Origin of the sequence: Bacillus glycinifermentans, assembly GCF_001042475.2 — a bacterium.
Classification (GTDB): domain Bacteria; phylum Bacillota; class Bacilli; order Bacillales; family Bacillaceae; genus Bacillus; species Bacillus glycinifermentans.
The window spans coordinates 80,563-100,667 of the sequence record NZ_LECW02000004.1; the positions used below are offsets into that span (position 1 = coordinate 80,563).

The 20,105-nt window shown below is 46.2% G+C and carries 24 protein-coding genes; 1 reads left to right on the forward strand and 23 read right to left on the reverse strand.

What is annotated here, in order from left to right:
• Positions 1-19: 19 nt before the first annotated feature.
• From ndk to AB447_RS03205, 15 genes are all read right to left on the reverse strand, one after another.
• Complete coding sequence (gene ndk, locus AB447_RS03130) at positions 20-469, reverse strand: nucleoside-diphosphate kinase (protein ID WP_172796318.1); 450 nt, start codon at positions 467-469, stop codon at positions 20-22.
• 126 nt (positions 470-595) lie between these two features.
• Positions 596-1,558, reverse strand: coding sequence for a heptaprenyl diphosphate synthase component II (gene hepT, locus AB447_RS03135; protein ID WP_048352922.1), 963 nt, complete (start codon positions 1,556-1,558; stop codon positions 596-598).
• A 29-nt stretch (positions 1,559-1,587) separates the two neighbouring features.
• The gene (locus tag AB447_RS03140; RefSeq protein WP_048352921.1) at positions 1,588-2,286 is read right to left on the reverse strand and encodes a demethylmenaquinone methyltransferase; all 699 of its coding nucleotides are present in this window, start codon (positions 2,284-2,286) and stop codon (positions 1,588-1,590) included.
• A 5-nt stretch (positions 2,287-2,291) separates the two neighbouring features.
• Positions 2,292-3,068, reverse strand: coding sequence for a heptaprenyl diphosphate synthase component 1 (locus AB447_RS03145; protein ID WP_048352920.1), 777 nt, complete (start codon positions 3,066-3,068; stop codon positions 2,292-2,294).
• Between the two features lie 139 nt (positions 3,069-3,207).
• Entirely contained in the window at positions 3,208-3,438 is a 231-nt protein-coding gene (gene mtrB, locus AB447_RS03150; RefSeq protein WP_046129871.1) for a trp RNA-binding attenuation protein MtrB, read from the reverse strand.
• A 23-nt stretch (positions 3,439-3,461) separates the two neighbouring features.
• A complete protein-coding gene (folE, locus tag AB447_RS03155) occupies positions 3,462-4,034 on the reverse strand; it encodes a GTP cyclohydrolase I FolE (RefSeq protein ID WP_046129870.1) in 573 nt (190 codons plus the stop codon).
• A gap of 197 nt (positions 4,035-4,231) precedes the next feature.
• Positions 4,232-4,510 carry a non-specific DNA-binding protein Hbs gene (gene hbs / locus AB447_RS03160; RefSeq protein WP_003183006.1) on the reverse strand — a complete coding sequence of 93 codons (279 nt, stop codon included), beginning with the start codon at positions 4,508-4,510 and terminating at the stop codon, positions 4,232-4,234.
• A gap of 382 nt (positions 4,511-4,892) precedes the next feature.
• Positions 4,893-6,371 carry a stage IV sporulation protein A gene (gene spoIVA / locus AB447_RS03165; protein ID WP_048352919.1) on the reverse strand — a complete coding sequence of 493 codons (1,479 nt, stop codon included), beginning with the start codon at positions 6,369-6,371 and terminating at the stop codon, positions 4,893-4,895.
• Between the two features lie 180 nt (positions 6,372-6,551).
• Positions 6,552-7,274, reverse strand: a complete 723-nt coding sequence (locus AB447_RS03170; RefSeq protein WP_048352918.1) for a hypothetical protein — start codon at positions 7,272-7,274, stop codon at positions 6,552-6,554.
• A 20-nt stretch (positions 7,275-7,294) separates the two neighbouring features.
• Positions 7,295-7,486 carry a DUF2768 domain-containing protein gene (locus tag AB447_RS03175; RefSeq protein ID WP_202049443.1) on the reverse strand — a complete coding sequence of 64 codons (192 nt, stop codon included), beginning with the start codon at positions 7,484-7,486 and terminating at the stop codon, positions 7,295-7,297.
• 336 nt (positions 7,487-7,822) lie between these two features.
• Positions 7,823-8,863, reverse strand: a complete 1,041-nt coding sequence (locus tag AB447_RS03185; RefSeq protein ID WP_046129866.1) for an NAD(P)H-dependent glycerol-3-phosphate dehydrogenase — start codon at positions 8,861-8,863, stop codon at positions 7,823-7,825.
• 14 nt (positions 8,864-8,877) lie between these two features.
• Positions 8,878-10,188: a ribosome biogenesis GTPase Der gene (der, locus tag AB447_RS03190; protein ID WP_046129865.1), complete on the reverse strand. Its 1,311-nt coding sequence runs from the start codon at positions 10,186-10,188 to the stop codon at positions 8,878-8,880.
• Positions 10,189-10,320: 132 nt separating this feature from the next.
• Positions 10,321-10,521 carry a capping complex subunit for YIEGIA gene (locus AB447_RS03195; RefSeq protein WP_046129864.1) on the reverse strand — a complete coding sequence of 67 codons (201 nt, stop codon included), beginning with the start codon at positions 10,519-10,521 and terminating at the stop codon, positions 10,321-10,323.
• Positions 10,518-11,417, reverse strand: coding sequence for a YIEGIA family protein (locus AB447_RS03200; protein ID WP_046129863.1), 900 nt, complete (start codon positions 11,415-11,417; stop codon positions 10,518-10,520). Before AB447_RS03200 ends, AB447_RS03195 begins: the two co-directional genes overlap by 4 nt.
• Positions 11,414-12,016: a YphA family membrane protein gene (locus AB447_RS03205; protein ID WP_048352917.1), complete on the reverse strand. Its 603-nt coding sequence runs from the start codon at positions 12,014-12,016 to the stop codon at positions 11,414-11,416. The genes AB447_RS03200 and AB447_RS03205 overlap by 4 nt, the downstream gene beginning before the upstream one ends.
• Positions 12,017-12,085: 69 nt before the next feature.
• Here AB447_RS03205 and AB447_RS24950 point away from each other — a divergent pair, with 69 nt between their 5' ends.
• Complete coding sequence (locus AB447_RS24950; protein WP_082634615.1) at positions 12,086-12,217, forward strand: YpzI family protein; 132 nt, start codon at positions 12,086-12,088, stop codon at positions 12,215-12,217.
• A 166-nt stretch (positions 12,218-12,383) separates the two neighbouring features.
• Here AB447_RS24950 and fni read toward each other — a convergent pair whose 3' ends face one another.
• From fni to AB447_RS03240, 8 genes are all read right to left on the reverse strand, one after another.
• A complete protein-coding gene (gene fni / locus AB447_RS03210) occupies positions 12,384-13,433 on the reverse strand; it encodes a type 2 isopentenyl-diphosphate Delta-isomerase (protein ID WP_164918189.1) in 1,050 nt (349 codons plus the stop codon).
• A 13-nt stretch (positions 13,434-13,446) separates the two neighbouring features.
• Positions 13,447-14,592 (reverse strand): 30S ribosomal protein S1, encoded by a 1,146-nt coding sequence (gene rpsA, locus AB447_RS03215; RefSeq protein WP_048352916.1) that lies wholly within the window; start codon positions 14,590-14,592, stop codon positions 13,447-13,449.
• Positions 14,593-14,811: 219 nt separating this feature from the next.
• Complete coding sequence (gene cmk / locus AB447_RS03220) at positions 14,812-15,492, reverse strand: (d)CMP kinase (RefSeq protein ID WP_046129860.1); 681 nt, start codon at positions 15,490-15,492, stop codon at positions 14,812-14,814.
• Between the two features lie 79 nt (positions 15,493-15,571).
• A complete protein-coding gene (locus AB447_RS26120) occupies positions 15,572-15,748 on the reverse strand; it encodes a YpfB family protein (protein WP_096891849.1) in 177 nt (58 codons plus the stop codon).
• Between the two features lie 127 nt (positions 15,749-15,875).
• Positions 15,876-17,228 (reverse strand): germination protein YpeB, encoded by a 1,353-nt coding sequence (gene ypeB, locus AB447_RS03225; RefSeq protein ID WP_046129859.1) that lies wholly within the window; start codon positions 17,226-17,228, stop codon positions 15,876-15,878.
• A gap of 16 nt (positions 17,229-17,244) precedes the next feature.
• Positions 17,245-18,201, reverse strand: a complete 957-nt coding sequence (sleB, locus tag AB447_RS03230) for a spore cortex-lytic enzyme (protein WP_048352915.1) — start codon at positions 18,199-18,201, stop codon at positions 17,245-17,247.
• A gap of 145 nt (positions 18,202-18,346) precedes the next feature.
• On the reverse strand, positions 18,347-19,015 hold the full coding sequence (gene prsW / locus AB447_RS03235) for a glutamic-type intramembrane protease PrsW (protein ID WP_057957435.1): 669 nt from the start codon (positions 19,013-19,015) through the stop codon (positions 18,347-18,349).
• A 77-nt stretch (positions 19,016-19,092) separates the two neighbouring features.
• Positions 19,093-20,061: an asparaginase gene (locus AB447_RS03240; protein WP_048352914.1), complete on the reverse strand. Its 969-nt coding sequence runs from the start codon at positions 20,059-20,061 to the stop codon at positions 19,093-19,095.
• Between the last annotated feature and the right edge of the window lie 44 nt (positions 20,062-20,105).

Consider the following 20,105-nt stretch of genomic DNA (forward strand, 5'->3'; position numbering starts at 1 on the left):
CAGCCTTTCAGCTGATTTTTTAATAGATCCATTGATTGATTAATTTTTCTTCTTCAATAAGTTCATTCTCTTTAAAAAATAAACCGATTTCACGTACTGCACTTTCAGGAGAATCTGAACCGTGAATGATGTTTTTGCCGACGCTCATGCCGTAGTCCCCGCGGATTGTGCCGGGCAGCGCTTCTTTAGGGTTCGTTTTGCCGATCAGCTGCCTGCTGATCGCAATTGCGTCTTCCCCTTTCCATACCATTGCAAAGACAGGGCCTGACGTAATAAAATCGACAAGCTCGCCAAAAAACGGTTTTTCTTTATGCTCTTTATAATGCTCACCGGCCGTCTCTTGTGAGACTTTCATCAGCTTGGCTCCGATTAATTGTAAGCCCTTTCGTTCAAATCTGGACAAAATGTCGCCGATCAGCTGGCGCTGAACGCCATCGGGTTTAACCATCACAAAGGTTTTTTCCATAATCGATTCTCCACCCCACTGTTATGTATAGGCTTTCAATACTACAACGGAAATATAACATTTTTCAAAAAATTAATCAATAAAGGGCGGAGAATATTCATACTTTTTACTTATTTTTCAGATCTGCGTTTAGAATTTTCGTTTTCCGATATATTTCGCAATTTGGCCGAGCGCCGTCCTTGCGCGGTTTTTCGGAAGCGTTTCGAGCAGGCGGAACGCTTTGTTCAAATACATTTCGCTGACTTTGAACGATTGTTCAATGGCATCGGTTTTTTTCAGCTCTTTGATCAGCGGCTTGATTTGTTCAGGCGTCGTTTCGCTGTTGACCAGCATGAGGCGCGCTTTCAGTTCGGGGGATTTCAGCGCATACAGCACGGGAAGCGTCACGTTTCCCTGCAGCAGATCCCCTCCGACCGGCTTGCCGAGCTCTTTTTCGCTTGACGTAAAATCGAGGATGTCGTCGATGATCTGGTACGACATTCCGACGTAATAGCCAAACCAATAAAGCGTTTGATGAATGTGCTCACCTGCTCCGGCGGCGATGGCTCCAAGCTGGCAGCTCGACGCGATCAAAAGCGCGGTTTTCCGCTTAATCCGCCTTAAATACGTTCGCAGGTTTTGCTCCATATTATATTTGTCTTTAATTTGTTCGATTTCTCCAAGACAAACTTCAACAAGCGCCTTTGACAAAATTTCGTGCGCTTTCGGCTCGTTTATTTTGGTCATCGATTCAAGCGAACGGGCAAATAAATAATCACCTGTATACATCGCAATGCGATTGTCCCATTTTGCCTTAATGGTCGGCCTTCCCCTTCTCAGTTCGGCATCGTCGATGACATCATCATGGACGAGCGAAGCCATGTGCATCAATTCCAATGAAACTGCGACATTTTTAATTTTGTTGATATCGTATTCCCCGAACATGCCGCTCAGCAGGACAAAAACCGGCCTGATTCGTTTCCCCCCGGCCTGCAGCAAATGCAGGCTCGCTTCACTCAGCAAAGGGTAGTCGGAGTGTACGGTTTTTTCCAGCTCTTTTTCTATTAAATCAATATCCTCATTCAAAAAAGAATATAACGTTGTCAATTTCATATCGATTCACCCGAGTATTCCTGTAGTCATCATCGCTTCCAACCGACATGTGTAGCTGCTACACCGCCTGTGAAAGGATGATATTGAACATTTTCTAACCCAGCCTTTTCAAATAAAACGGCAAGCTCCTTCATGCCCGGAAATTCCCTGGCGGATTCCTGCAGCCAGGAATACTCTTTGAAACTTTTGGCAAAGAGCTTTCCGAATGCAGGCATGATAAACCGGAAATATAAATAGTAAAGCTGCTTGAAACCGATCATTTCCGGCTGGGATGTTTCAAGGCACACAACCTGGCCTCCGGGTTTCACCACGCGCGTCATCTCTTTTAATACGGTTAAATAGTCAGGGACATTGCGGAGCCCGAATCCGATGGTGACATAGTCGAACGTATTATCGGCAAAAGGCAGCTCCATTGCATTGCCGTGGATCAATTCGATCTGGCTGTAGCCTTCTGTCTTTTGCTCGGCAATCGTCAGCATATTTTTGCTGAAGTCAAGGCCTTTGACCTCGCCCGACTCTCCGGCGGCCTCCGCGAGGGCGATCGTCCAGTCCCCGGTTCCGCAGCACACATCCAGCGCCTTTGCCCCTTCCTGGACATTCATGATCTGCATCGTTTTGTCGCGCCATTTTTTATGCTGCCTAAAGCTGATCACGGAATTCATCCGGTCATAGTTTTTGTAGATTTTTTCAAAAACGCCGTGCACGCGCTGTTCTTTTGACTGCTCCATGAATGTTACCCTTCTTCCACTTTCTGATGATAGGCCGGTTTTCCCGGTTTAATGGCTTCAAGCCGCTCCAAGAGCCATTTTTGAACGTCGGGCCGTTTGATGAGGCACCGGCTGATTTGAAGCTTTGCCTTTTCATAAGCAGCGACAGTCAATTGTTCGCATGAAGCCTGATCTTCCGGAAATTCCTCTTTTAAAATCGTCTCCAGCAAACGCGAATCTGTTCCTTTTTCTTCAGCGGCAAGCCGCTTATATACAAGAAAATCATTGGCTGCGGTCTTCCAGTGAGGCAAATAGAAGTGGTCGGCAAGATGATGAAAAAGTGCAGCTTCCACTATGCTGACGCTTTTTTCCAGGCCGGCTAAATCTTTTGCGGAATGATCATACAGCCTGATTTTGTGTTCGTTGATTTCTTTGATGGCCGCTGCCAGCGTCCGGATCATATAAATATCCTTCATACCCGAGAGAAGGGAATAGTACATCCCGCTGAAATAATCCCCGGCCAAAACCGTCAGCTGCCGGTTTTTATAATCGTCCTGCTTTATCGAAGCTGCGGTCGTGACTTCATCATGGGTATCAAGGGCTGTTTGAACAAGCATCGCCGTTAAAATGTAATTTTCCTTGTCAACCTCTTTTACATCTGTTTCATCAAACAGAGCATAAAAAAGAAGCAGCTTATCCTCATCAACCTTCGGAGCGGTTAAATGCTTGGCTAAGTAAGGATGTGAAAGCTTTTTATTCAGCTCGATTTTCAAATGAGATAAACGTCCGTAGATGTCTTGCAAAGATATCACCCTTGTCCCAAAATTCGCAGTTTTTCTCTTGATTGCTTATGTATCTTTTTTAAGCGGAGAAAGTTTAATTATATCATAATATGATGAAAATGAACGGCATATGCCATCGGAAGAGCGGATAACGGCCGAACTATTTTCTGGATTCGCTCTTCATTTCGCCGTAAGCCGATTGAATAACGGCTTCCCCGCGGACTTTTATCGCTGAGGTATGCTCGGTAAACTGGCAGATCATCACTTCACCTTTATCGAGTTTCTCGGAATGATGAAACCTCGTATCCGTTCCTCTTGTCAGACCGATCACGTTTACGCCGTCCTCGACGGCTTTTATCACGACAAAATCATTCGTTTGATTATTGATCATGTTCATCGCACACCTTTTCATTTTTAATCATGATGCTTAATAAGCTCCAGCACTTCGGAGCGGGCGGCTACGTCTTCCCTGAACGTTCCTCTTACAGCTGAAGTGACCGTTTTAGAACCCGGCTTTTTAACACCGCGCATCGTCATGCACATATGCTCGGCTTCTACGACCACCATCACGCCGTGCGGCGACAGCGATTCGACAATGCTGTCCGCAATCGTCGACGTAATCCGTTCCTGCAGCTGCGGACGCTTGGCAACCGCTTCAACGGCTCTCGCCAGCTTGCTGAGGCCCGTCACCTTGCCGCCCTTCGGAATATATGCGACATGCGCTTTTCCGTAAAAAGGAACGAGGTGATGCTCACACATTGAGTAAAAAGGAATGTCTTTGACGAGAACAAGCTCTTCATGGTCTTCGCCAAACACCGTTTTGAAATGCTCTTTCGGGTCTTCATTCAGGCCTGCGAACACTTCCGCGTACATTTTTGCGACCCGTTTCGGGGTGTCCAGAAGACCTTCGCGGTTTGGATCTTCTCCGATGGCTTCCAATATCTGACGAACAGCTTGTTCGATCTTTTCTTTGTTGATTTCGCTCATGTTTTATATCCTCCAGAAACGCATACATTTAATTCAGATTCTAGCACACATCAGCTTAGAAAAGCAAAATGAAAGGCTTTAACCGCCGAAAAGAGTACCGCCTGAAATATGCTTTTAAATATGAAAAGCCCCTTCTAAAAGGGGCTTTTCTGTGAAGAAATTATGTATAACGCGTAAAACACGACCTATACATACAATTATTTTCCTGCTACAGCGTCTTTAAGTGCTTTACCTGGTTTGAAAGCAGGGACTTTGCTTGCAGGGATTTCGATTTCTTCACCAGTTTGAGGGTTGCGACCTTTACGAGCTGAGCGCTCACGCACCTCAAAGTTACCAAAACCGATCAATTGAATTTTTTCACCGTTTTTAAGTGCATCTAAAATTGTATCAAAAACAGAATCAACTGCTTTAGTAGCATCTTTTTTAGATAGTTCGCTTGCTTCTGCAACCGCATTGATTAGCTCTGTCTTGTTCATGCCTTTCACCTCCTCCCAAAAGGTATCAATCAATAGATTATCATCATTTCTTCACAGTTCAACCTGTTTCTATACCTGTTTGAACAGAAATTTCAAATAAATATAGAAAAGGCGATTTACGGCTTTCAGCGAAAATCTTACGTTCAGAGGAACGATTGTCCAATAAAGTGAAGATTTTCTGTATGTAGATTAACACATATGATAAGCCATATCAAGCATTTTAAAGCTATGATCCCTTATTCGTCAAGGTTTAAGCACAATCACCCGAACAAATATTCCTGTTTTTCCTTTTTTCATCATTTTCTTGCCTAAATTTCCAGCTGCCTTTCTGCCCTTTTTCAAGCCAAAAAAAGACCTCCCGTATGATAAGAGGTCTTCCTGTTTATAAGATGATCGCGATCAAGCCGCCCGAGCCTTCATTGATGATTCGTTCGAGCGTCTCCTTCAGCTTGTATCTTGCGTTTTCCGGCATGAGGGACAGCTTCGCCTGAATGCCTTCTCTAACGATCGAGCTCAAGCTTCTTCCGAAAATATCAGAGTTCCAGATCGACAGCGGATCGTCCTCAAAGTCCTGCATTAAATACCTGACGAGCTCTTCGCTTTGCTTCTCCGTTCCGATGATCGGCGCGAATTCGCTTTCGACATCGACTTTAATCATATGAATCGACGGCGCTACCGCTTTGAGCCTTACTCCGAATCTCGATCCCTGCCTGATGATTTCCGGCTCGTCAAGGCTCATGTCGGTCAATGCCGGTGCAGCGATTCCATAGCCGGTTTGCTTCACCATTTTCAAAGCATCAGACACCTGGTCATATTCCGTCTTCGCATGGGCGAAATCCTGCATCAGCTGCAAAAGGTGGTCTTTCCCCCTGATTTCGACGCCGACGACTTCCCTTAAAATTTCATCGTACAAATAGTCCGGAGCGTATAAATCAATCTCCGCGATCCCCTGCCCCATCTCGATGCCGGCGAGGCTCGCCCGCTCGATAAAATCGAATTCGCTGAAGTGGCCGACGACGCGGTCGACGTCTCTTAATCTTTTAATATCTTTGACGGTTTCTTTCACGGAATCCTGATAGTTTTCGCGCAGCCAGTGATTTTCTTTCAGCACCATAACCCAGCTCGGCAGATTGACATTGACTTCGAGAACCGGGAATTCGTAAAGGGCTTCTCTCAGAACGCTTAAAACATCCGCTTCTCTCATGCTTTCCACGCTCATCGCAAGGACCGGGATGTCATACTTTTCCATCAGTTCGCGTCTGAGCGTTTCCGTTTCCGGATGATACGGGCGGACCGAATTGATAACCATGATAAACGGTTTTCCGACTTCTTTTAGCTCCTCGATCACCCTTTCTTCAGCTTCGATGTAATCCTGCCTCGGAATCTCTCCGATGGTGCCGTCGGTCGTAATGACGACACCGATTGTCGAATGCTCCTGAATTACTTTTCTCGTGCCGATTTCGGCCGCTTCGTGGAACGGAATCGGCTCCTCGTACCAGGGCGTGTTGATCATCCTCGGTCCGTTCTCGTCTTCATATCCTTTTGCGCCAGGGACCGTGTAGCCGACACAGTCAACAAGTCTTATATTCACATCGAGTCCGTCACTGACATGAACTGACATCGCCTGATTGGGAACAAACTTCGGTTCTGTCGTCATGATGGTTTTGCCAGCGGCGCTTTGGGGGAGCTCATCTTGCGCGCGCGCCCGGTCTGCTTCATTGTTGATATTCGGGAGCACCACTAGCTCCATAAATTTTTTAATAAACGTAGATTTTCCTGTGCGGACAGCTCCTACGACACCTAAGTATATATCGCCTCCTGTTCGTTCAGCGATATCCTTGAAAATATCGACCTTTTCCAAGTGATCCCCTCCCGGACTTCCAATCCTTTTCAATTTTTCACTTCTTCATCATTCAAAAACAGGACACTACATTGTATGACGTTGTCCTATTTCAATATGACAGCTCAGGGAAATTTTTTCGGCAGGCATGAAAAAACCTTTCTCCTTATTGTATGCAAAGGAGAAAGGTTCATGACTAATTCATTCTACTCGCAAAAAAACCGGCTCATTCTTGTCATTTACAGTATATTTCACTGAAAACGCCGGTACAAAGGGGGTTTCTTTCCAGAGCAGGTCCTGGATCTCCTCGCCCGGCTTGACGGTTTTTCCCGACTTTTCGATCAGTTTGGCTAAATCAACGCGGTAATCCACTTGGATGTCGCCGTTTTGATCGACGAGAAGAGGAAGGGTGGTGCCCGTTAATGGACTGGTGACCGAAGGCGCGTCCTTCAGCCCCAGTTTTTTATAATCAAGCATAAATAAATGTTCAGCTACGACTTTTTGATAGGGAGGATACCGGTGCTGTTCCTTGTACATGTCGACCCGGAGCTTCAGGTCGCGGATTGCTTCGGACATTTTGACGTCTATAAGCTTCACTGTCGGGTTGTGTTCCACGTCTACGAGAACATACAAATATTCCCCTCCATTTTCGTAGGAAGTGCCGGGCGGTTCAGCCAAATAGCGCGGAGACAGCCTGTTAAAATCGATAGGGTATTTTTGATAGATTGGAACTGACATATCTCTCGTTTTAATCGGGAGAAGCCCTCCTGTCGCCTTTCTGAACTCATCAACCGCCGCCTGCACCTCGCTCAGCTGCTGTTCATAGGGGACGCTGTTTTGCGCCTTTCTTTCTTCAGGGTATAAACATCCGCTTAACAATATGGCTGTGAATATAAATGCGAGCAATGCGTTTATTTTTTTCATATGGATCTTCCTTTTAAGCATTAGTCATTGACAGGGCCGCTGAAGACAACGATAAAGACGATGACGCCGGATATGAGCATGCAGGTATACGCCAGGAACGAAGCGGCGATTTTCAAAAAACGGTTTTTAAATTTATACCTGCTGATGTAAATGGCGATCACCGCTAAGAACATCAGGCCCATCGATCCCAGGGCAAACCACATTTTCAACATGCCGACACTCACGCGAATAGCCTCCTTCTCTATCATTCTCTTGCGATGTAAGCGTTATATTTCATTTTATATAAGAAAAACCAGAAGTTCAACAGCTTTTCCAATTTTTGAAGCGCAACAAAAACCGCAAAAAAAAAAGCCTGAAGCAAAGAGGGGGACTTTGCTTCAGGCTTGATAATGATGACTATATAACCCAAATGATAAGATACAGCTCTTCCAGACTTCGATTCTATTTTATGCAAGCCTTCGGACAAATGTATCCTCTCTTGCCCAGGTCTCCAAAATGTTTCAGTTTTTAAAACAAACTGCAGGAGAGCGGAAAATATGGTGTGCCGGTCATTTCATTTGGTTTTCGAATGTATTCACAAGATCTTCCATCTCGTGGGTTTTGACTCTTGCCATTAATGATTCGACAGCAGTCTCAACTTTTTTGCCGTCAAACAAAACCTTATGCAAGGCTTCTGTAATCGGCATATTGACATGATACTTCTTTGCAAGCTGATATGCCGCCTTTGTTGTGCGTACCCCCTCAACGACCATCCCCATTTCATTCAGAACTTCTTCAAGTTTGAAGCCTTTACCCAGCATATTACCGGCGCGCCAATTTCGTGAATGGACACTCGTGCAGGTGACGATCAGGTCTCCGATTCCCGTAAGTCCGGAAAACGTTAGCGGATTTCCGCCCATTTTCGTGCCTAAACGGGCAATTTCGGCCAGTCCTCTCGTAATCAACGCGGCTTTCGCATTATCACCGTACCCGAGGCCGTCTGCGATTCCCGCGGCAAGGGCAATGACGTTTTTTAATGCGCCGCCGATCTCAACGCCGATGATATCCGGATTTGTATAAACGCGAAAATTCTGATTCATAAACATATCCTGTACCGCCTGGGCAGATTCAAGGCATTTCTTCGCCGAAACGGTTACAGTTGTCGGGTGTCTCAATCCGACTTCTTCGGCATGGCTCGGGCCGGAAAGGACGACGATATCCTCCCTCATGTCCTCAGGGATTTCCTCTTCCATCATCTCCGAAATTCTCAGCAGCGTATCAGGCTCGATTCCTTTTGATACATGGACGAAAATTGCCTTTTGTTTGATAAAAGGAATCGCCTTTTTTAGAACTTCGCGGATCGCTTTCGTCGGAACGGCGACGATGATCGTTTTCACATCGGTCAATGCTGTTTGCAAGTCCGTCGTTCCGCAAACCTTTTCAGGCAGTTTGACGCCTGGCAGGTAGTCTTTGTTTTCATGCTGTTCATTGATTTGCCGTATCAGTTCTTCGCGATGCCCCCATACGCACACATCGTACTGGTTGTCCGCCAAAACGAGCGCCAATGCTGTTCCCCAGCTTCCGGCCCCTAGCATTGCTACTTTAGTCATTTCATTACACCTCTTTATTTTCTTGCTCTTGCAAAAATCTTGATGGGTGTTCCTTCAAAACCGAATGCGTCCCGTATCCGGTTTTCCAAAAACCGTTCATAAGAAAAGTGCATAAGCTCCGGATCATTGACAAAAACGACAAAAGTCGGAGGCTTGACCGACACTTGGGTCGCATAATAAATCTTTAGGCGCTGCCCGTTGTGGGTCGGCGTCGGATTCATGGCGACCGCATCCATAATAATATCATTAAGGATGTTGGTTTGCACCCTCATCGCGTGGTTTTCGCTTGCCGTGACGATGGCGGGCATCAATGTATGGATCCGCTTTTTGGTCAATGCGGACATGAACAAAACAGGCGCATAGTCTAAAAATTGAAAATGTTCCCTTACATTTTGTTCAAATTCCTTCATCGTACGCTCGTCTTTTTCAACAGCGTCCCATTTGTTTACAACGATAACGACGGCTTTCCCGGCTTCGTGGGCATAGCCGGCAATCCGCTTATCCTGCTCAATAATGCCTTCCTCGCCATCCAAGACGACAGCTACGACGTCTGAACGGTCGATCGCCTTTAACGCCCTGAGAACGCTGTATTTTTCTGTTGACTCATATACCTTTCCTTTTTTCCTCATTCCGGCGGTGTCCACGATGACGAATTCGCGCTGATTGTACGTAAATTTCGTGTCAACGGCGTCCCGCGTCGTTCCGGCAATATTGCTTACGATGACGCGCTCTTCCCCAAGCATGGCGTTGACAAGCGACGATTTGCCGACGTTCGGCCGTCCGATCAGGCAAAATTGAATCACTTCATCATCGTATTTCGTCTCAGGCAAGTTTTTAAAATGCTCGCTGACAGCGTCAAGCAAATCGCCGAGACCGAGACCGTGCGTACCGGAAATCGGATACGGCTCGCCAAAGCCGAGCGAGTAAAAATCGTAAATGTTCGCTCTCATTTCCGGGTTATCGACTTTATTGACCGCCAGAACGACCGGTTTTTTTGTCCGGTATAAAATCTTGGCCACCTCCTCATCGGCCGCCGTGACACCCTCGCGTCCGTTTGTCATAAAAATAATCACATCGGCTTCCTCGATGGCGATTTCAGCCTGGTGGCGAATCTGCGCCAAAAACGGCTCATCTCCGACTTCGATTCCGCCGGTATCAATCAGATTAAAGTCATGGTTCAGCCATTCGGCCGAGCTGTATATCCGATCCCGGGTCACACCGGGTGTATCTTCCACAATCGAAATTCTTTCACCCGCAATCCTGTTAAAGATTGTGGACTTCCCAACATTGGGCCTTCCAACTATGGCTACGACAGGTTTTCCCATAGTACCCTTCCTTTCAAGTCTCTTCAAAGCATTCTTTTCAATATTCATCGTGAAGAAAGAAACCCTTCTTTTCTTATACAGAAGGGCTTAACTCATATATTATATCAATTTCTAAAGAGATCACAACTCTAATTAAAAATGTTTCACAATCAAAAAGAGGTCATCTCCTATCCCGTGAGCGATTCCGTCTAGAATGGCTTCGAGATTTTTGGCATACTTGTTCATTTCTTCGGCATCATCGCAATAAAACACGGCTGTTCCGCCAATGACGCGGTCCTTCCTTGTCGTGACGACCGCCAAAATATAGTTTTGAAGTGAAATCGAATCGCTCATCGGATCACCTTACCATGCTTTTCTTTTATAAACTCCATCGGGAGGCGTATCGCGTTTTCCAGCGTCGGAACGTCCCCGATCACCCTGATGGCCGTCTTTTTATCCTTAATGGCAGGAAGAACGAAAATCGCAACCCGTCCGTCATTTAAATCCCTTTTTGCCAAAGGCGTAAGGGACGGCTCGCCTGAATCGCGGTACACCCCGAGCACATTTGACACATCAAACAAGATAGCCTGCCGCTGTCCGAGATTTGCGAGGGTGACGGCTGAATTAAAATTTTTCGGTTTCAGGACAAAGCCCATTCCGTGCTCCAAAATGAGCTTTTGCTTTTCGGGAATCCCGATGTTCATAATGTAAATATCGTCTACATAAAGCCCCTGGCCGTCAAAGTGCAACGGTTTATGTTCAATGTCTGCAATATGCTTAATAAAACTTCCTGACATCAAGATTCGGCCGATGATAATACAGATGAGCGCCGTCCCAAGCCCGGCCCATACGGATTTAAAAAGGATGTATGCCAAAGTCGTCAGAAGCGATGTAAAAATGACGATGTAATTCCTGCTTTCAAAAGCGATCGCAATCCCTTCTATGTACGTGCTCCCTCTTGATACAAGCTCATAGCCGTCGAGCTGTGTCAAGGTTTCCCTTTCCATATTGCGGACATCCCGGAATTGGGTCGCAGCCAGCGTCAAAAACGTAATGGCTGTATAATCCGATTTTAAAATGGACGGAATGATGACCGCTCCGATTGCAGCAGCGATCATCGCCTGGGCAATATGTATCGTTTTCCCGTGAAGATAAGTCGGATATTGGCGGTAATCCGTCCTCAGCATATACACTCTGACGACAATCCCGGCGATAATACCGAGGATGATCGGATAGGTAAATTGACTCATGACATTTTTGTTGCTCCTTTGTTCAATCGCTTCCATTTTTGGTGAATCTGATGGACGAGACGTTCGTACTGGGAGACGCCGTAAAGCAAAACAATGCCCGCCGAACACATTGAAAGCCACGAATATCCTCCGACAACCATGCCATCATAAAGCTTCCTGATGATGAGCGAATACAGCAGCTCTCCCTGGCACATTCCGAGCACAAACAGCGCCAGGCGGTTCACGAAGCTTTTTTCAAATGCCGCGGTCATGATCACAAACAGGATGATGATCAACCACTCAGGCTTTAGGATAAACCAAACAGGATCATATAATGCAAAAAGAAACAAAAATCCGTAAGCAAACACCATTGAAAGATGCAAAAGCAAGCACCTCATGTTTTTATGGATCGCCGCATACCCGCCGAGCATATAAGCACCGGCGTAAAACAGCAAATAGGCGGCATTAAAAAACAAGACGAGCCGCACATGATACATACTTAAAATGATGTTGAGCAAAATAAATGCCGAGGTAAAAAAACGGGTTTTGTTTTTCTCAAGAATAAAAGTGGTCAAAACCCACAAAAACCACATCGACCAATAATAATAGAATTCTTCCATCATTTCATCCTCCATGTTTAGTATGGGGGGATGAAAGACATTTTAAACATCGTTAAGGAGGGTCATACGTTGGGAAAAGACAGGCAGGAAAAGAAATTGAAGAAACAAAGGCGCACCGAATCTGACCGCGATCAGTCCATCAGCCATAATGGGGCTGCCGCTCTTGAAAGCGCAGAAGAAGCACGCAGGCGAAATCCATAAACGGCCGACGTCCTAAAGATAAACCGCCTGGGCAAAAAGGTTTGATCCGCCCGTGATGACGGGCAGATTCCTTATGGGGTTCCGATAAACAAAAAAACTCCTCCGTACGCTGCTTTGCCTCTTGTCAGCGCATGGAGGAGTTTTACAAAGTCTCACGGTACACGGCTTAACGCATGCTGTAGGTTGAAGGGTCGATTCCCCTTGCTTTCAGCCAATGATACGTATCCCCTTTTAAAACGAGAGGGGATTTTTTTAGCTCTTCTATCGTTCGGCAGCCCAATACCGTCATGATTCTTTTGAGATCCTTTATGAGGCCGGCGATTTCTTTAACTAAAGCATCCTCGCCGGACGATGTCAGCACTTTAAGGAAATATCCGGCCATTCCGGCCGCCGAAGCTCCTAAGGCGATCGATTTTGCAAGGTCAAGGGCGTTTTGAATTCCTCCTGAGGCGATCACCGCCCGGTTCTGAAAAGCGGAACTCACCTCTGCAATGCTGGCAGCCGTTGATATGCCCCATTGGTTAAAAAAATCAACCGCTTTATCCCTGCGCAAATTTTCGATTTCAGAAAAATTCGTTCCGCCGTAGCCGCCGACATCAACCGCAGCAGCCCCCGCCTCAAACAGCTTGGCGGCTGTTTCCCTGCTCATCCCGAATCCGACTTCCTTTACAGACACGGGGACGCCGACAGTGCTGCAAATCTCCTCAATTCGGCGCAGTCGTCCGGAAAAGCTGCGGTCACCTTCCGGCATCACGATTTCCTGAATGACATTGAGATGAATCTGAAGCATGTCCGCTTCGATCATATCTACTGCTCTTTGCGCCTGTTCTACCGTCGCTTCGCTTCCTAAATTGGCGAAAACGAGGCCCTTCTGGTTTTCCTTTCTGACAACCTCATAAGAAGGCCGTTCGCCGGGGTCTTTCAAAGCGGACATTTGCGATCCGACAGCAACCGGTATGTTCGTTTCTGCAGCGGCTCTAGCCAGCGCTCTGTTGATCTCAAGCGTAGTCTGTCCTCCTCCGCCTGTCATCGCATTGATAAAAATAGGCGAACTTAAGAACAGTTCGCCTATTTTTGTTGCAGTATCAATTTGTGACAATGCCGTTTCCGGAAGGCTGACGTGAACAAACGTGATATCATCGAACCCTGTCAGGCGCTTTTGTCCCGTGGACAGGGCGTGTTCAATGTGTGCTTTTTTTCTCTCTGCTCGCGTCACCATCATCACCAATTTATTTTAGTTTATTCAGCTTATCTCCGAAAATTTCTCCGAGCTGGAAGCCTGAAGACTCTTCCTTCGCCTGGTATTGGCGGTAGTCTTCCTGCTCTGCCTTGTCGTTTTCTTCGAGCTCTTTCATGCTTAAAGAAATCCGCTCTTCCGCTTCATTGACGTCAAGAACTTTGACTTTCACGTCTTGACCCTCTTCAAGCACTTCGTGAGGCGTTCCGATGTGTTTATTTGAAATTTGGGAAATATGAACGAGTCCTTCAACGCCAGGAAGCACTTCTACGAATGCCCCGAAGCTTACCAAGCGCTGAACTTTTCCGTCAAGAATGTCTCCCGGCTTCACTTTTTCACCGATATTGGCCCATGGTCCGGGAAGCGTTTCTTTAATGGACAGCGAAATCCGTTCGTTGTCGCGGTCGACGGAGAGCACTTTCACTTTTACTTCCTGTCCTTCTTCAACGACGTCTGACGGCTTTTCAACATGGGAATGTGAAAGCTGGGAAATATGAACAAGTCCGTCAATGCCGCCGATGTCAACGAAAGCACCGAAGTCTGTCAGGCGCTGAACCTTTCCTTCAAGAACCTGCCCTGCTTCAAGCGTTTGCAGGAATTCCTGTTTCTTTTCTGACTGTTCTTTTTCAACAACCGCACGGTGTGACAAAATCACGCGGTTTTTATCTCTGTCAAGCTCAACGACGATCAGCGAAAGGGTCTTTCCTTTATAATCCGTAAAGTCTTCCACAAAATGCGCTTCGACAAGTGATGCAGGAATAAACCCGCGCACGCCTATATCAACGACAAGACCGCCTTTGACGACGTCTTTTACTTCGGCTTCAAAAACTTCTTTTGACTCAAACTTTTTCTCTAGGTCTTCCCAAGCGCGGTCTGCATCAACAGCACGTTTAGATAAAATCAAAGCGTCGTCTTCCACTTTTGTTACCTTTAATTCAAGCTCATCGTCTACCTTGACGACATCTGATGCTTTTTCAACATGAAGACTTGATAATTCACTGATTGGAATAATGCCGGTTTGTTTGCAGTTGGGAATGTCAACGTCAACATGCTTGTCCTCAACTTTTGTCACAATTCCCTTCACCACATCTCCAACCTCTGGTACTTGAACATCAATTTGATTCATTTCCTCTGTCATTTCAATAACCTCCTTGGTCCAAACCTGCACAGCTTTTGTAAAACGGTTATACCGAACTGAATGTCACATCAATCCGGACAGCCGAATATGTATTAAAGAACCATTCAAAAATGGATATTTTGAATGTTCTATAAAATGATTTATTATTACTAACTTCTAATAAAAGCATGTGTTTGTCAAGTCAAAACATGCGGACAAAAAATAATTTGCCCGATTTTTTTATTTTTGAGCCTTTTTGTCTACAATTTGCAGGATTTTCCCGGCCACTTCATCGATGGACAATGAAGTCGTGTCGATTTCGAGCGCGTCATCCGCTTTTTTCAGCGGGGAAATCTCCCGCTCGGAATCGAGTTTATCGCGCCGCCGGATCTCCTCTGCAAGCGTTTCATAATTCACATTGTACCCCTTTTTGACGTTTTCTTCAAAGCGGCGTTTTGCCCGTTCTTCGACTGATGCCAGCAGGAAAATTTTCACCTCTGCATCAGGGAGGACGTGGGTTCCGATATCACGGCCGTCCATGACGACTCCGCCTTTTTCGGCAAGCTGCTGCTGCCTTTTCGTCATCTCTTCGCGGATTCCTCTGTGCTTGGCGACAATGGAAACCTGGTTGCTGACTTCGTCCGTCCGGATCGCTTCAGTTACATCCTCGCCCGCAATATATACCTTCTGCGCCCCATCTTCGGAAACCGTAAGATCGATTGCCGATTTTTGGAGCAGCTCTGTCAAGGCTGCCTCATCATTCAGATCCACGCCTTTTTGCAGCGCCAAATACGTAATGGCCCGGTACATGGCGCCGGTGTCGATGTAAACATAAGACTTTTTGCGGGCCACGATTTTTGCCACGGTGCTTTTTCCGGCTGCGGCTGGACCGTCGATTGCGATACATAATTTCTTTTCCATAATTCCTCTCCTTGCTCTCTGGTACTCCTTATAGGATTGTATCATGTTCTAAGCGAAAAAGGGGAGATTTTCATACGATTTACGGCTTAAATGTCTCGATCCATTCGCCGATATTCGTTTTATTTACGCCTTCATACTGCACAACCTTCGACAAATACGGTTCAGCCTGTGAAAAATGAAAAAGAAGCTGTACGGATAATAGAACAACGCCTTGAACGATGAGCAGTTTTAATAATAAACGCTCAAATGTTTTCATAGAATTCCTCCATCGAATATCGCAGGGCCGTTAACGGGCCTCCATACCTTCAGTATGGAAATGTTCAGGGCTAATTATTCCGAATGCCAAAAAGGAAAAGGCACCTGACCGCCTTTTCCTTTCGTTTTTACAAACTTTTATATATCGGTTCTACATTTTTCATCTTTTCGATTTTTTCTTCAGTGCCGTCATTCGCATTGAGGAACATGCGGAATGTGTCGTTTTCGATCGTCCCGAGAAATTCGTAGCACAGGACTTCCTGGGAAGCTTCATTTGTAATCAGGGCAAGGCGCGTTTCCTGAACCTTTACATTCGAATTCAGCTTCGCTTTCGCTTTTTCCGGCGTTAATTTCGGTTTCGGAAGATTCCTTTTTCTGTGGGCAGTCAGAAAATCCTTCGCGGAAAAACCGACGATTTCCCCGTCGTCGAGTGCGACCTTCATGCGGATGCTGTCAGGATAGAGCCACACGCCGTTTTGAACGGGAACGAATGAAAAAACGCCGACACCGTCGTATTGCGAGCTTTCATCCATTTTGAGATCGCGTGTCTCATAGCCGTTCTTTTTCAAAAATTGAAGCGCGCGGTTTGATGCATCGTTCAAACTGATTTTTTGATCTTTGATTTTTTTGTTTTGAATCAGGTAAACAGGATATCCGCCTTTTGCGGTGATGTCCATATAAATATCGGATTTTTGGTCGGGATCCTGCATGCTGACCGTGTAGACGTCCTTGTTCGTCCTCTTGCCGCTTTTCGCTACTTTAATGTTATAGTTTTTATCCGGTGCAAACTTTTGCGCAATCTTTTTCGCCTCGGCTTGGGTTATTTTATTCCCTTTTAAATGGTTGTACCCTTGTTCTTCTTTTTTCACGTTTGTCATCGTTGCCGGGCCAAAATCGGATTCTGAGAACCCGTTTGCGGTTTTTTCCACCGTTTTGAAGCCGTCAATAATCGTGTTGTCGCTTTGTTTTTGGCCTGATGCAAGCGCAAGCTCAACGTCCATCCACCTCAAATTATTGCCCATGATCTTATGCTGGACACTGCGCAGTTCGTCCTGGATATCTTTCGATTTTTCATAAAGCTTGTTTAAAGATGCGTATTCTTTTTTATTCAGCGGCTCTTTATCAAGGTCGCGTACCGCTGTTTTATAGCTGAAATCCCCTACGCTCGCCAAAAAATCTTCCGTTTTGTTAAACGGCATTAATGTAAGGGGAAGCTGGCTGACGTTGTTGTGCGCTTCAGACGTCGTTCTCCAGACTTCCGCCAATGCAGGGGAAAGGGTTTTTTTGCTGTTCATGGCAAGCGTGCTGCCGATTTGATCGTGGAGCTTGTCCACCTGATACGTTAAATCGTGGAATGCCCGCTGATAATTGTTTTCGGCATGTAACAGAACAGCGTCTTTCTCCTGGTGTTCTTTATAGCCCCAGTAGCTCGTTCCGACGATGGCGACTCCTAAAATGGCGATTAAAATTCCTCTGATCATTTATAACACCTCGCTTTTATTCACAGAAAATGTGTTTGCCTATCCGTTTAATTTGCGGTCTTCCCCATATCCACGGACTTGTGGCCGTGTCAGGGTTGAAATAGTATAAGGCATTTTCTGAAGGGTCCCATCCATTGATGGCATCCAACACGGCTTTTTTCGCGGTTTTATCCGGCGTCATATAGATCTGTCCGTCGGCTACGGAAGTGAAGGCAAGCGGCTCGAAAATAACGCCCGCAACCGAATCCGGGAAAATCGGACTGTTGATCCTGTTTAAAATAACAGCCGCAACCGCAACCTGGCCGTCGTACGGCTCACCGCGGGCCTCGCCGTAAACCGCCTTTGCCAACAGGTTGATGTCATTGCTTGAAAAACCCCCCGGCATGTTGGCCGCAGCGGCATCGTATTTTTTCGGAGCCGCTTGTTTTTTCTGCTGCTTTGGCGCTGCCTGCTTCGGCGCCGGTGCCGCCTGCTTCTGCTGCTGTTTTTGCGCCGCATACTGCTTCGGCGCCGCCTGCTGGCGCTGTCTGGCCTCCGCTCTTTTTCTCGCCTGCTGCTGCACCTCTTTCGAAGGCTTCGTCTGGTATTTCAGCGGAATGCTACCGTAATGCGTAAACTTATTCCCTTTTCTAATCTGTTCATGCACATAAGCGCTGTAGTATTTTGTCGTATTGACTAAATGTTGTTTTGTTTTCGGTCCGACAAGACCGTCTGTTTCCTTTAATCCAAACCGGTCCTGAAAATTCCGGACAGCCCAGTAAGTCGCCCATCCGTACACACCGTCGATTTTGCCATTATAATAGCCGTTATATTGAAGCCTTGCCTGAAGTTCGATCACATCATCCCCTGTCGCCCCCCGCTGTATAACCTGTTCAGTAAAGGCGGAGCTTTTTTGACTGAATGGAAGTGAAAGACTTACTGCCATCATCGTACAAAAAATGACATTCAAACAAAAAGAACCTTTCGACTTCATGTTTAAGCCTCCTCCAGCATTTTTGTATCCATATCTTTTGTAGAGAGGCAGATTTTATACACGCTTTCCTTTCTGTTTCAGCACCATTAAAATCTGGTGATACTGTTTGTTTTGCAAAATAAAAAAGCCGCCTCTATCAGGCGGCTTAGAGATCGAGCGGACGCTCTCCGACATTGACGGAACGTGCTTTTTTTGCTTTTCTGAGGCCGAACCACCAGAGAAACGCCATAAAGGGAAGCATAAAATAAATCCAATTTCTGAGGGCCAGCAGGATGTAGTCATAGAGACCGTGAAGCGCGGCAGGTATAAAAAGCGACAGACAAAGCCACTCGGCCTGCTTCTTCCTTTTTGAAAAACGGGCTTTGCCGATATAAAACCCCATAATAACGCCGAATAAGGCATGGCTTGATACAGGAAGCAGCGCTCGCATGAACGCGTGTTCGACGCCGTTTCCGATTAAGTACAGAATGTTTTCCAATGTGGCAAACCCGAGCGAAAGGCTTGTCCCGTACATGATTCCATCATAATGTTCATCAAAATTGGCATGCTGGTAGACGCTGAACATGAGCAAAAACCATTTTAAAAATTCTTCCAAAAATCCGGAAGATAAAAATGAAATAACAAAATTGCTCTCAGAAATGTTTTCTTTTTCCAAAACATACTGGATAAACATCGTCGGAAAGACGAGCAAAACCCCTACTATAAAAAGGCGTATGACCATATGAATAGGCTCTGTTTCGTACTTTTCCTTTAAGTAGAAATACATCAGCAATGCGATTCCGGGAGCGACGCCTGCGGAGATAATTCCGAACATGAGAAACCTCTTTCCTTTTCTTCTCATTCTATCCTACCATGATTCACAATGTTTTGAAATCGATAAGGATTCAGCGGTTAATAACAAAACTTGTCTTTAATGCCGCTGTCATAGCTGGCCAAAAGAACCGCCAATTTTATTCTCGCTTTTTTGCTATCGTAATCTTTTCCGAGAATAACGCCTTTTTTCACCAGATCATAGCTGCTGCCGACATAGTCGTATGTCGTATAGACTTCTCCTTCCTCCGCGCTCGTCGTGATCACGATATGAATGCCCTTGTTTAAAGCAGCCTCTATATCAGCCACCATTTCCGGGGTGACCTGTCCCCTTCCGACGCCTTCAAGGACGATTCCGGCAGCACCTTCTTGAGCGGCAGCACGTATGAATTTCCCGTCCGCGTCAAGATAGCTTTTCACGATGTCGACGACAGGGAGAGTTTTTTTTAGACGATGGACGTCCCGCCTTAGCGGTTTCTGATAGACGTACACTTTGTCATTGTCAATGATCCCAAAGTATCCGAATCCGAATACGTCGAAGCCTTGAAGGTTTGACGCATGAACCTTTTTGACATAGCGTGCATTGAAAATCCGTTCATTGAAAACGACAACCGTTCCGGCTCCTTTTATATCCTGACTGCATGCCGTATAAACAGCATGCCTGATATTCGTATATGCGTCGCTGCCCTGCTCTTCCGGCGGCCGCTGCGAGCCGGTGACGACGACCGGACGGTCATCGCTGATCGTTAAATCGAGAAAGTAGGCGGTTTCTTCAAGCGAGTCCGTTCCGTGCGTGACGACGGCTCCGTCATACGTTTCGTCTTCGAAAGCCTTTTCTATCGTGATTTTCAGCTTCAGCAGGTCGTGAAATGTAATGTGCATGCTCGGAAGCTGCAATGCCGGATATACGTCAACTTGTACATCTTCCGGAAGCTTGCATATCCGGGCCAGCTCCGTCCCGCTTATGGCGCCTGCCGCAAGCCTCCCGCTTTCGGTTTTCCGGCTTGCGATCGTTCCGCCTGTCGTAATAAGAGCGACTTTATGTTTCATCTTCGGATGCCCCTTTGCGTCATAATCTGTGCTGCTGCAAAAAA